This window comes from Janthinobacterium sp. JF4, assembly GCF_059617925.1.
Genome location: NZ_JCAQAV010000005.1, coordinates 261,828 through 273,036, shown reverse-complemented (window position 1 = coordinate 273,036; position 11,209 = coordinate 261,828). Strand labels below are relative to the sequence as shown.

The following is an 11,209-nucleotide window of genomic DNA, read 5'->3' as shown; positions in this document are numbered from 1 at the left end:
ACCACCGACCCCAGCATTATGAATGCTGTGCTCTAACCAACTGAGCTATATCACCAAACAGACCGGTCAGACCGGATGCTCGTTTTGACCAGGGGAAACCTGATCCATGTTCTTTGGTGGTGATAGGTGGACTTGAACCACCGACCCCAGCATTATGAATGCTGTGCTCTAACCAACTGAGCTATATCACCCAACAGCCGAGCATTATCCAGTCTTCGCATTTCCTTGTCAATGTCGGCGCAAAAAAATGTGCGGATTTTTTGCGTGCTGCAGCGTTCATGATTATTTCAGCAACGGCCGGATCTGCGCCAGCATGGCCGAGGCCGGATCGGCACCGAGGCAATCGATGACGCTGCGTTCCGGCATGGCACGCAGCCAGGTCAGCTGCCGTTTCGCCAGCTGGCGCGTGGCGATGATGCCCGTCTCGCGCAAGGTGGCGCGGTCGATGCGGCCATCGAGGTATTCCCAGGCCTGGCGGTAGCCCACGCAGCGCATCGAGGGCAAGCCCGGATGCAGGTCGCCGCGCCGGCGCAGCTGCTCCACTTCATCGAGCAGGGCATCGTCTTTCAGCATGAGGTCGAAGCGCGTGGCGATGCGCGCGTGCAGCACGGCGCGGTCCGACGGCTCCAGCGCGAACGATTGCAACTGGAACGGCAGCACGGTTTTTTCGCGCCGCGCCAGCAGGGCCGACATGGGCTGGCCGGACAGGGCGATGATTTCCAGCGCGCGGCCGATGCGCTGCGCGTCCTGCGGCGCCAAGCGCGCGGCCGTGATCGGGTCCTGCTGCGCCAGGCGCGCATGCATGGCGGGCCAGCCGATGGCGGCCGCGTCCTCTTCCAGCTGGGCGCGCAAGGCAGGATCGGCGCCGGGCAAGTCGTCGAGGCCGTCGGCCAGACCCTTGAAGTACAGCATGGTGCCGCCGACCAGCAGCGGCAGCTTGCCGCGCGCCGAGATCTCCGCCACCAGGCGCAGGGTATCGTTGCGGAACTGTGCCACGGAATACGCGTCGAGCGGGTCGATGATGTCGATCAAATGATGCGGTACCTGGGCCAGTTCTTCTTGCGACGGCTTGGCCGTGCCGATATCCATGCCGCGGTAAACGAGGGCGGAATCGACGGAGATGATCTCGGACGGAATGGCTTGCGCGATGGCCAGCGCACTGGCCGTCTTGCCGCTGGCCGTGGGGCCCATGATGGCGACGGCCAGGGGGAGGTGTGGGGTGTTTTGCATGTTGACTCTTGTAAGGTGGTGCGTAGGTCGGCTTAGCGCAAGCGTAAGCCGACGTGATGCCGCCGCTGCAGTGTCGGATTACGCTGCGCTAATCCGACCTACTGGCCGCGCAGGAACAGTTTATCGAGCGCGTTGATCTCGACCTGCACCCACGTGGGCCGGCCATGGTTGCACTGGTCGGCGCGTTCCGTGCTCTCCATCTGGCGCAGCAGGGCGTTCATTTCCTGCACCGACAAAATCCGGTTGGCGCGCACGGCCGTGTGGCAGGCCAGGGTGCCCAGCAATTCGTTCTGGCGCTCGATCAGCACGCGCGAGCCGCCATATTCGCGCACGTCGCGCAGCACGTCGCGGGCCAGCGTCTGCGCGTCCGCGTTTTTCAGCAGGGTCGGCACGCAGCGCACGGCCAGGGTGGTGGGCGACAGGGCGGCGATGTCGAAGCCCAGCGCTTTTAACGTGTCCTGGTTTTCATTTGCCGTCGACACTTCGATGGCGTCCGCGTAGAACGTCACGGGAATCAGCAGCGATTGCACCTGCATGTCCTGGCCTGACACTTGCGCCTGCAGCGCGTTTTTCAGCTGCTCGTACAGGATGCGCTCGTGCGCCGCGTGCATGTCGACCAGCACCAGGCCTTTGGTGTTTTGCGCCAGGATGTAGATGCCGTGCAGCTGGGCCAGGGCAAAGCCCAGCGGATATTCTTCGCGCGCCATCGCTTCGGGCGAGGCGATATACGGTTCGGCCTGCGTGATCGGCGAGGATGCGGTACCACCGCCGAACAGGGCGCCGTAGGCCGCCGTGTCTTGCCCCACGCCTGGCGCGTCGGCAAAGAAGGGGCGGGCCGCGCCGGGCGAAGCGGGCGCGAAGGTATTCGTGAATTGCGCGCCGAACGACGTCTGCGTCTGTTCGCGGCGCCAGATGCCTGGGCCACCGGAGGCGGCGCCAGCGTCGCCACTACCGAGGCTGGAAGCGGCCGGCAGGGGCGCGGGCACGCTGCCAAACGCCGTGGCCGACGTCTGCGCCAGCGCGCGCTGCACGGCGTGGAAGACGAACTGGTGCACGGAGCGGCTGTCGCGGAAGCGCACTTCGATCTTCGACGGGTGCACGTTGACGTCGACCAGGGCCGGGTCGAGGTCGAGCGCCAGCACATACGAGGGAAAGCGGTCGCCGTGCAGCACGTCCTGGTAGGCCATGCGCACGGCGTGCACCAGCAATTTGTCGCGCACGAAGCGCCCGTTGACATAAAAGAACTGGCCATCGGCGCGTGCCTTCGACGCCGTCGGCAAGCCGGCAAAGCCGTGAATGCGCAAGGTGCCGGCCGACTCATCCAGCGCCAGGCGCGCCTCGGCAAAGTCATTGCCGAGGATGTGGGCGCTGCGCTTGGCCAGTTCGCTGATATTCCACTGGTCGATGGTGCGCCCATTGTGCGACAGCGAGAACGACACGTCCGGCCGCGCCAGCGCGATGCGGCGCACGACTTCGGCGCAATGGCCGTATTCCGTCTGTTCGGACTTGAGGAATTTGCGCCGCGCGGGCGTGTTGAAGTACAGGTCTTGCACGTCGACCGTGGTGCCGTGCGCGCCCGACGACGGCGAGACGCTGCCATTGTGCGAACCGACGATTTCCCACGCATGGGCGGCGTCCGCCGTGCGCGAGGTCACGGTGACGGCTGCCACGGAAGCGATCGAGGCCAGCGCCTCGCCCCGAAAGCCCAGGGTGCCCACGTTTTCCAGGTCGTGCAGCGAGGCGATCTTCGAGGTGGCGTGGCGCGCCAGGGCCAGCGGCAGCTGATCCTTGTCGATGCCGCGCCCGTTATCGGTGATCGCGATGCGCTTCACGCCCCCTTCTTCCAGCCGCACCGTGATCTGCGTGGCGCCCGAGTCGAGCGCGTTTTCCAGCAGCTCCTTGACGACGGCCGAGGGCCGTTCGACCACCTCGCCGGCGGCGATTTGCGAAATCAACTGGTCAGGCAAGGCCTGGATCGGGCGGTGGGGCGTGATGGGAGCGTTCATGCGGTAATTATACCGGGGTCAAACCCGTCGGGGGGATACGCCCAAATGGGACGTATCCCGATCTCGAAGAGACTGACCCCAGCCCTTGTTCTTGGGCTAAAAGTTGGCCTACTTCCCCACCTCCCGCACCGGTATCGGCGCATTGCACAGGTCAATATGGCCGGCCGTGACCTTGCTCCACGGGCCGCCGCGGTGGCGCTGCGCTTCCAGCACGGCCTGGTAGGCGGCGCTGTCGGTGCGCATCACTTCCAGGTTCGCGCGCTCTGCCAAAGGCACGCTGGCGGCCAGGCGGATGGCCTTGATCGGCACGTTTTTTTCGGGGCTGTCATAAAATCCCATGGAGCCCGTGCCGCGCGGCAGGGTCGACAGCAATGGCATGCCGGAGACGACTCGGCCGACGACGGTGATGTCGCGGTCCAGGTGGCGCGGCGACTGGCCGATGACGGCGTACAGCTCGGTGCCGCCGCCGCTGTCGCTGGCGCTGTCGCGGCCCACGCCCACGGTGGCGTAGCAATGCGTGAGCCAGGCCGTGCCGGTTTTCGGATCGCGCGCGGACGGGAAACCGTTCGAATGGCCCACTTGCGGCGCATAGCCGTCGACGTCCGGCAAGCGCGTGAAGCTCTTGACGTTTTTCAAGGGCACGGTGAATTCGCCGGGCAGGGTGCGCTGGGCATGCAAGATGGGCTTGGGATTTTTCTCGTTCGGATCGCCCCATTGCGCCACCCAGTTGTCCTGCGCGCGCGTGATGGCCAGGCCGTCGTAATACTGTTCGGCCACCAGGGCCTTGATGTTGGCCACGTGCTTCGGTGCGAAGTCTGGCGCCAGTTCGATCACCACGCGGCCGGCGGGAATGTCGAGGTACAGGGTGTTGTCCGCATCCAGCGCACGCCAGTCGGACGGCTTCGAGGCCTTGATCGCGTCGGCCACGGTTGCCTTGGCGGGCAGTTCGGCGGGTGCCTTGATCTGGACGGGCGCCGCGTGGGCAGTCAGATGCGCAAGGCCCAGTACGGCGGCCATGGTCAGGCCGCTCAGTGGGTGTCGATACATGTTTTCTCCTGGTCGGCGCGGGTTGCGCCGTGCAGAAAGTGTATACCGGAATGGCAATATTTCGTTGGAAAAACATTGCATATGGCAATCCTGACGGGGGCCTGCCGCGACGGCGTTTCCTTAACCTTTACTTAAAATGCCACGCCGCCAAGGGCGCTGCCGAATTAATCACGAAATATCGGGCCGGGGACTGCCGTTGCACTGGCCGGGTGGTGTATGATTCCGCCGCTACCTTTAGGGAAAAATATATGGATTTTGTGCAATTCCTCGACATGATCGTGCATGTCGACAAGACGTTGGGTATCTTGATCGAGCAGTACGGCACCCTCGTGTATGCGGTGCTGTTCGCCATTATTTTTTGCGAGACAGGCCTCGTGGTGCTGTTTTTCTTCCCTGGGGATACCTTGTTGTTTATCGCCGGCGCGTTTTGCGCGACGGGACAGATGCACCTGGGCTTGCTGATCTTCCTGCTCGTCACGGCGGCCATCACGGGCAATACGCTCAATTACTGGATAGGCGAGGCCATCGGGCAAAGGGTGTTTACCCACGATTACCGCTGGATCAACAAGGATGCCATGCGCCGCACGCATGAGTTCTTTGAAAAGCATGGCGGCAAGACCATCATCCTGGCCCGTTTCGTGCCGGTGGTGCGTACCTTCGCGCCGTTCGTGGCCGGCATTTCCGACATGACGCATGTGCGCTTCCAGATGTACAACGTGACGGGCGCCCTGTTGTGGGTGGTCGGCCTGGTGACGGCGGGTTACTTCTTCGGCAATATCCCGTGGATCCGCGACCACCTGACCTTGATCGTGCTGATCGGTGTCGGCGCCGCCGTCGTGCCGGTGGTACTGGGCGGCTTGTGGAAACTCTACAAGCGCATGGTCGGCAAGTCGGCGTAAGGCCGCATGGATCCGGGGCAAGCGCGCTGCGGCACCGCCCGCAGCCGGCCCCGGATCCCGTTTTTCTCTGCCTTGTTTCTGTTTTACTCCCGCGCTGATTCAAGTTTTGTTGCTTTCCAGCCGTAAACCAGAGGGTATTCTCACTTTCTGGATTTCCATGCGACATTTGAGCGCCCTGTTAGCTTGCAGCCTTGCCGCGATGGCGGTCATGGCAAGCGCCAAAGATGCCCCCGCTTCGGCGACCGCCGCCGCATCCGCGCCTGCGAGCGCGCCCATGTCGGCGTCGGCGCGTGCGGCCGCCATGAAAACCCTGACCGAATCGGTGAAGGGCAAGGAGGCCAAGGCGCCTGTCGTCGTCGCGCCGACGGCGCGCGAGAAGGAAGAAGCGGCCGAAGTCGACCTGTCCGAACGCATCGCGGCGCGCCTGGCGGAAATGCGCGCGACCCAGGCGGCCCGCGCCGCCGCCCGCGCCAAGCGCGCCGCCGTCGTGAAGGCCGCGCCGCCGCCGCCACCGCCCGTGGCGCGCGGCACGCACTGGTCGTACGAGGGCGACAGCGGCCCGGCCCACTGGAGCAAGATCAATGTCGACTGGGCCAAGTGCGGCAATGGCAGCCGCCAGTCGCCGATCGATATCCGCGATGGCATGAAGGTGGAACTCGAACAGATCAGCTTTGACTACCGCCCGTCGTCATTCAATGTGCTCGATAACGGCCACACGGTGCAGGTGGGCGTGAGCGGCGGCAATTACATCACGGTGCAGAATCGCATGTTCGAACTGCAGCAATTCCATTTCCACCGTCCGTCCGAAGAGCGCATCAATGGCAAGGCATTCGAGATGGTGGTGCACCTGGTGCACCGCGATGCGGAAGGCCGGCAAGCCGTGCTGGCGCTGCTGCTGGAGCGGGGCGCGCCGCAAGCGACCATCCAGACCGTGTGGAACAATCTGCCGCTGGAGAAATTCGAGACCATGCAGCCCACCATCCTGCTTGACCCGGCCGAGATGCTGCCGGCGCGGCGCGATTACTACACCTACATGGGATCGATGACATCGCCGCCGTGCAGCGAGGGCGTACTGTGGCTGGTGATGAAGCAGCCGGTGCAGGCGTCGCCGGCGCAAATGGCGCTGTTCAGCCGCTTGTATCCCTTGAATGCGCGTCCGATTCAGCCGGCCAACGGACGCATCATCAAAGAGTCGAACTAAGAGCGCCTGAAAAAAGCCCATGGCGTTGTTGCCATGCCTCGTCGTACATGCGTACTGCCTTCGGCAAGGCGCCTAGCCCTGGACTTTTTCAGTCACTCTTACATAAATTCGAGGTGCTGGCGGCCGGTCCATTGCGCCCCTGCAGCGAGCGTATCGGGCTGGATCAGGGCCGGTTCGATGCAGATGAAGCGCCGGTATTCGTCGTCGGCCAGGTCGGGCAGGGCGGCCGCGTCTTGCGCGCCCGGGTTCCACACGACGGCGTCCGTAAAGCCCTGTTGCTCCAGGCGCAGGGTGTGGCTGCCGGACTGCAGGTGCAAGGCGCCCGGCAGCTGGTAATAGATGCGATCGAGCTTGTCGGCGAATTGCAGCACCTCTTCCGCCTGCAAGGCATCTTGCGGCGTCTCGTCCGAATAGCGCACGCGCTGCAAGCCGCCAACGCGCGCTTCGCTCAATTGATCAATCGCAAAATAGCTGTGCAGGGCGGCCGAAAACGGAAACGCCTGCTCGCCCGTGTTGTGCACGGACAGGCTCAGTTCCAGCGACTGCGCCTTGACGGCCAAGCGCAGGCGCAGGGTGAAGGCGTAGGCCCAGGTGGCGGCGATCGCATCCGGCAAGTCAGCCTGGGTCAGGGAAAATTGCGCCCACGCAGCGCCATCGGCGTTGCCGCTCGACTCCAGCTGCCAGGTCGCCACGCGCGCAAAGCCGTGGCGCATGCCCGTGCCGCGCGCGCCGAACTGGGGAAAGATCACGGGCACGCCGCCACGGATGGCACGGCTGCCATCGAGGCTGGATGCGCGGCTGCAGAACAGGCGTTCCTGGCCATCGCTGGTCCGCCACGAGACCAGGTGGCCGCCGTACAGGGTGACGCTCGCTTGCGCGCCGTCGGCGGCACGGATGGTCACGGCCGGCAGCTCGCCAAAGATACTCTCGCTCATGCTAGGCTTTCATGTCAGGTCAGGCGGCTTTTCGCCAGCGGCGGATTCTTGGCAAAGTAATTCTTGATGCCCGTGACGATGGCGTCGGCCATCTGGTCCTGGTAGCCGTTGTCGGTCAGCTTGGCTTCTTCTTCCGGATTCGAGATGAAAGCCGTCTCGATCAGGATGGAGGGAATATCGGGCGCTTTGAGCACGGCGAAGCCGGCCTGCTCGACGGAGCCCTTGTGCAGGCGGTTGATGCCGCCGATTTCGCGCAGCACGGCCTTGCCCAGCTTCATGCTGTCATTGATCTGCGCCGTCGTCGACAGGTCGAGCAGCACGCTGGCCAGTTGCTTGTCGTGGTTCTTCACGTTCACGCCGCCGATCAGGTCGGCCTGGTTTTCCTTGTTGGCCAGCCAGCGCGCGGCCGTCGAGGTGGCGCCCTTTTCGGACAGCACGAAGACGGACGAGCCGCGCGCCGTCGGCTGGATGAAGGCATCGGCATGGATCGAGACGAACAGGTCGGCCTGCACCTTGCGTGCCTTTTCCACGCGCATGCCCAGCGGGACGAAGAAGTCGGCGTCCCGCGTAAGCATGACGCGCATGTTCGGCTGCAGTTCCAGCTTGGTCTTGAGGCGCTTGGCGATGGCCAGCACCACGTCTTTTTCGCGGCTGCCCCGGCTGCCCATGGCGCCCGGGTCTTCGCCGCCGTGGCCGGGGTCGAGCGCGATGGTAATCATGCGCACCACCTTCTGACCCGGCAGCGGGCGCGCTGCGGGGCGCTGTTCCGGGCGGAGTTCGGGCACGGGCGGCACGATGGCCGCCACCGGTGGCGCGACGGCCACGGGCGGCTTGCCGCTCTCGGGCAGGGGCAGCGCGGGCGGCGGCGTATGCGTGTCGGACATCAAGGGCTTGGCGGGGTCGCTCGACCAGTCGCCCTTTTCGATCATCTGCGCGATCAGGTCCGGCTCGCGCACGGGATACAGGTCGAAGATCAGGCGGTGGTTGTAGGAGCCGGCCGGCGGCAGGGTAAACAGCTGCGGCGTGACTTCCTCTTTCAGGTCGAACACCAGGCGCACCACGTTGGGCCGGTTCTGGCCCACGCGCACCTGCTTGATGTACGGGTCGTTCGACTGGATCTTCGCCACCAGGCCCTTCAAGGTGGGATTGAGTTCCAGCCCTTCGATGTCGACCACCAGCCGTTCCGGATCCTTGACGATGAAGTGGGTCGCCTTGAGGATGCTGTCGTTTTCCAGGGTGACGCGGGTGTAGTCCTCGGCCGGCCAGACGCGCACGGCGAGAATTTGCGCCGCCATCGCCGACATGGGCGCGAACACGGACAACAGCAGGGTGCCGCCGGCCTTGAGGACCGTGCGCCGGGTGATGGGCGAGGAGATCAAAGGTTCGGGGCGAATTTGAGACGGTGAAGGCATGACAGACCCAATTCAGAAGACGCTTGCAATTCTACATCACGTCCTGTACCCGCAACGTTCAAATAAATATTCAGGTCGGCCGGCGGCAGCACCGGCTCGGCTTTCTCCGGCCATTCGACGATGCAGATATTGCGGCCGTCGAAGTCTTCGCGAAAGCCGGCGTCGAGGAATTCCTCGGCGCTGCCCATGCGGTACAGGTCGAAGTGGATGACGTTGACACGCTTGCCGTCGAGTTGCACCGTGTACGGTTCGGACAAGGTGTAGGTGGGGCTTTTCACGTGGCCCGCATGGCCGGCCGCGTGCAGCAAGGCGCGCGTGAGGGCCGTCTTGCCGGCGCCCAGGTCGCCGTGCAGGTAGATCGCCAGGCCCGGCGCCAGCGCGCGCGCCAGCGCGGCGCCCAGCGCGGCGGTGCCGGCTTCGTCGTGGAGGTGGGCTTTGAAGTGTTCGGTCATTATCTTCGGTATCGCATAAAATGGAGGCTGCTGTCATTGTAACCGCCCGCGCGCCTGCCGTTTTCCGTAAAGTCCCCTATGTCCGCCACCGTCACCGATCTCGCCGTCCTGGCGCGCACCATCAAAGAATGGGGGCGCGAGCTGGGTTTTGCCGAGGTGCGCATCGCCGACGTCGACCTGTCGCACATGGAAGCGCCCCTGCAAGCCTGGCTAGCTGCAGGGTACCACGGCGAAATGGATTACATGGCCAGCCACGGCATGAAGCGCGCGCGCCCTGCCGAACTGGTGCCGGGCACGGTGCGCGCCATCAGCGCACGCATGAATTATTTACCGCCGGCGCTGGGGCCCGACTGGCGCACGCACGAGGCGGCGCGCGACGCCGATCCCGCAGCAGCCGTAATCTCCGTGTATGCGCGGGGCCGCGACTATCACAAGGTGATGCGTTCGCGCCTGCAGCAGCTGGCTGAGCGCATCAAGGGCGAGATCGGCGACTTCGGCTACCGCGTGTTCAGCGATTCGGCGCCCGTGATGGAAGTCGAGCTGGCGCAAAAGGGCGGCTTGGGCTGGCGCGGCAAGCACACCTTGCTGATCAACCGCCAGGGAGGCTCCTTCTTTTTCCTGGGCGAGATACTCATCGACGTGCCGCTGCCCGTCGACCCGCCGGAGACCCCGCGCTGCGGCCAGTGCTCGGCGTGCATCACGGTGTGCCCCACGCAAGCCATCCTGGGCCCGTACCAGCTCGATGCGCGCCGCTGCATCTCCTACCTGACGATCGAATTGAAGGGCGCCATTCCCGTCGAGATGCGCCCCCTGATCGGCAACAAGGTGTACGGCTGCGACGATTGCCAGACCGTCTGCCCGTGGAACAAGTTCGCCCAGCGCGCCGTGGTGCCGGACTTCGACGAGCGCCACAGCCTGGGCAGCGCCGGCATGGTGGAACTGTTCGCCTGGACGGAAGAGGAATTCAACCGCCGCATGGAAGGCAGCGCGATCCGCCGCATCGGCCACGAACGCTGGCTGCGCAACCTGGCCGTCGGCATGGGCAATGCGGCCGCCAAGGCCCGTGGCCAGGCCGACATCGTCGCGGCCCTGCTGTCGCGCCGCGAGCACCCGTCGGCCATCGTGCGCGAACATGTCGAATGGGCGCTGGCCCTGCACGGCATCGCCTAGAGCTGTTCGAGGCGCAGCACCTGCGCAATTTCATCTACTTTTTTCAGCGATGGTGTTGTCGGGCCTGGTGGGCTGGCTGATGATGAAAAAACGAGCATGACAAACTCTCCTTGACTTATCGATATATCGTTATAAAATGACGATACCTACTAACGATATATCTTTAGAGAGAAAACATGAGAAACTCACACCACGCAGAACACGGCCAGCATGGCCATCACCATCATCACGGCCATTGCGGCCAGCATCGCCATCATGGCGAGCATCGTCACGACCACCGCCATGAGCACCGCAGTGACTACTACCTGCATGGCCGCGGCCCGCGCGGCTTCGACGAGCGCGGCGACGGCATGAGCGGCGGTCCTGGCGGGCGCGGCGGGCGCGGCGAACGGGCCGAACGCGTCTTCGGCCGCGGCGACTTGCCGCTGATCGTGCTGGCGCTGATCGAGATCAGCCCCCGCCACGGCTATGAAATCATCAAGGCCATCGAAGAGCGTTGCGGCGGCGCCTACGCCCCCAGCCCGGGCGCCGTGTATCCGACATTGACCCTGCTGGAAGAGCAGGACCACGTGACGTCCTCCGAAAGCGCCAGCGGCAAGAAGCTCTACACGATCACGGACCTGGGCCGCGCATATCTCGACGAGAACCGCGCCCAGGTGGACGGCATCCTGGCCCGCCTCGACATGTTTGCCCGCGTCCAGGCGAAAAACGCCTTGCCCGAGCGCGTGCGCCAGGCCATGCATACCCTGAAACATGCGCTGTTGCTGAACAAGACCAACTGGAGCGACGCGGAAGCCGAGCGCGTCTCCGCCGTGCTGGAACAGGCGGCGAACGCCATCGTCGACGGCCACTGAGCC

At 64.5% G+C, this 11,209-nt stretch carries 11 protein-coding genes and 1 tRNA gene; 4 read left to right on the top strand and 8 right to left on the bottom strand.

Annotation, left to right across the window (positions count from 1 at the left end):
• Positions 1 to 114: 114 nt before the first annotated feature.
• The 4 genes from AC54AF_RS07980 to AC54AF_RS07965 all read right to left on the bottom strand — a co-directional run bounded on the left by AC54AF_RS07980 (position 115) and on the right by AC54AF_RS07965 (position 4,283).
• A tRNA-Met gene (locus tag AC54AF_RS07980) sits at positions 115 to 191 on the bottom strand.
• 91 nt (positions 192 to 282) lie between these two features.
• Positions 283 to 1,230 carry a tRNA (adenosine(37)-N6)-dimethylallyltransferase MiaA gene (gene miaA / locus AC54AF_RS07975; protein ID WP_496636120.1) on the bottom strand — a complete coding sequence of 316 codons (948 nt, stop codon included), beginning with the start codon at positions 1,228 to 1,230 and terminating at the stop codon, positions 283 to 285.
• Between the two features lie 98 nt (positions 1,231 to 1,328).
• On the bottom strand, positions 1,329 to 3,236 hold the full coding sequence (gene mutL / locus AC54AF_RS07970; protein ID WP_496636119.1) for a DNA mismatch repair endonuclease MutL: 1,908 nt from the start codon (positions 3,234 to 3,236) through the stop codon (positions 1,329 to 1,331).
• Positions 3,237 to 3,344: 108 nt separating this feature from the next.
• Positions 3,345 to 4,283 (bottom strand): peptidylprolyl isomerase, encoded by a 939-nt coding sequence (locus tag AC54AF_RS07965; RefSeq protein ID WP_496636118.1) that lies wholly within the window; start codon positions 4,281 to 4,283, stop codon positions 3,345 to 3,347.
• A 248-nt stretch (positions 4,284 to 4,531) separates the two neighbouring features.
• Here AC54AF_RS07965 and AC54AF_RS07960 point away from each other — a divergent pair, with 248 nt between their 5' ends.
• A complete protein-coding gene (locus AC54AF_RS07960) occupies positions 4,532 to 5,182 on the top strand; it encodes a VTT domain-containing protein (RefSeq protein ID WP_496636117.1) in 651 nt (216 codons plus the stop codon).
• Positions 5,183 to 5,281: 99 nt separating this feature from the next.
• Here the strand turns inward: AC54AF_RS07960 and AC54AF_RS07955 are convergent, their stop codons facing one another.
• A complete protein-coding gene (locus AC54AF_RS07955; protein ID WP_496636116.1) occupies positions 5,282 to 5,485 on the bottom strand; it encodes a hypothetical protein in 204 nt (67 codons plus the stop codon).
• On the opposite strand from AC54AF_RS07955, the gene AC54AF_RS07950 reads away from it, so the two are divergent.
• Complete coding sequence (locus tag AC54AF_RS07950; RefSeq protein ID WP_496636115.1) at positions 5,484 to 6,383, top strand: carbonic anhydrase; 900 nt, start codon at positions 5,484 to 5,486, stop codon at positions 6,381 to 6,383. The two genes, AC54AF_RS07955 and AC54AF_RS07950, sit on opposite strands and share 2 nt — an antisense overlap.
• Positions 6,384 to 6,481: 98 nt before the next feature.
• Here AC54AF_RS07950 and AC54AF_RS07945 read toward each other — a convergent pair whose 3' ends face one another.
• Genes AC54AF_RS07945 through tsaE form a run of 3 tightly spaced genes read right to left on the bottom strand, consistent with a single transcriptional unit; the run spans position 6,482 to position 9,182 of the window.
• Positions 6,482 to 7,318, bottom strand: a complete 837-nt coding sequence (locus AC54AF_RS07945; protein WP_496636114.1) for a D-hexose-6-phosphate mutarotase — start codon at positions 7,316 to 7,318, stop codon at positions 6,482 to 6,484.
• Positions 7,319 to 7,332: 14 nt separating this feature from the next.
• Complete coding sequence (locus tag AC54AF_RS07940; protein ID WP_496636113.1) at positions 7,333 to 8,730, bottom strand: N-acetylmuramoyl-L-alanine amidase; 1,398 nt, start codon at positions 8,728 to 8,730, stop codon at positions 7,333 to 7,335.
• Positions 8,694 to 9,182: a tRNA (adenosine(37)-N6)-threonylcarbamoyltransferase complex ATPase subunit type 1 TsaE gene (gene tsaE, locus AC54AF_RS07935; RefSeq protein WP_496636112.1), complete on the bottom strand. Its 489-nt coding sequence runs from the start codon at positions 9,180 to 9,182 to the stop codon at positions 8,694 to 8,696. The genes AC54AF_RS07940 and tsaE overlap by 37 nt, the downstream gene beginning before the upstream one ends.
• Before the next feature lie 78 nt (positions 9,183 to 9,260).
• Here tsaE and queG point away from each other — a divergent pair, with 78 nt between their 5' ends.
• Complete coding sequence (gene queG / locus AC54AF_RS07930) at positions 9,261 to 10,352, top strand: tRNA epoxyqueuosine(34) reductase QueG (protein ID WP_496636111.1); 1,092 nt, start codon at positions 9,261 to 9,263, stop codon at positions 10,350 to 10,352.
• Positions 10,353 to 10,528: 176 nt separating this feature from the next.
• Positions 10,529 to 11,206, top strand: a complete 678-nt coding sequence (locus AC54AF_RS07925) for a PadR family transcriptional regulator (protein WP_496636110.1) — start codon at positions 10,529 to 10,531, stop codon at positions 11,204 to 11,206.
• Positions 11,207 to 11,209 lie beyond the last annotated feature (3 nt).

Bases quoted from the DNA above. Each gene is read 5' to 3' on its own strand.
- mutL (WP_496636119.1), bottom strand. From the start codon at position 3,236: ATGAACGCTCCCATCACGCCCCACCGCCCGATCCAGGCCTTGCCTGAC.
- AC54AF_RS07925 (WP_496636110.1), top strand. From the start codon at position 10,529: ATGAGAAACTCACACCACGCAGAACACGGCCAGCATGGCCATCACCAT.
- AC54AF_RS07960 (WP_496636117.1), top strand. From the start codon at position 4,532: ATGGATTTTGTGCAATTCCTCGACATGATCGTGCATGTCGACAAGACG.
- miaA (WP_496636120.1), bottom strand. From the start codon at position 1,230: ATGCAAAACACCCCACACCTCCCCCTGGCCGTCGCCATCATGGGCCCC.
- AC54AF_RS07950 (WP_496636115.1), top strand. From the start codon at position 5,484: ATGAAAACCCTGACCGAATCGGTGAAGGGCAAGGAGGCCAAGGCGCCT.
- AC54AF_RS07965 (WP_496636118.1), bottom strand. From the start codon at position 4,283: ATGTATCGACACCCACTGAGCGGCCTGACCATGGCCGCCGTACTGGGC.
- queG (WP_496636111.1), top strand. From the start codon at position 9,261: ATGTCCGCCACCGTCACCGATCTCGCCGTCCTGGCGCGCACCATCAAA.
- AC54AF_RS07945 (WP_496636114.1), bottom strand. From the start codon at position 7,318: ATGAGCGAGAGTATCTTTGGCGAGCTGCCGGCCGTGACCATCCGTGCC.
- tsaE (WP_496636112.1), bottom strand. From the start codon at position 9,182: ATGACCGAACACTTCAAAGCCCACCTCCACGACGAAGCCGGCACCGCC.
- AC54AF_RS07955 (WP_496636116.1), bottom strand. From the start codon at position 5,485: ATGGCGGCCGCACGCGCCGACGCCGACATGGGCGCGCTCGCAGGCGCG.
- AC54AF_RS07940 (WP_496636113.1), bottom strand. From the start codon at position 8,730: ATGCCTTCACCGTCTCAAATTCGCCCCGAACCTTTGATCTCCTCGCCC.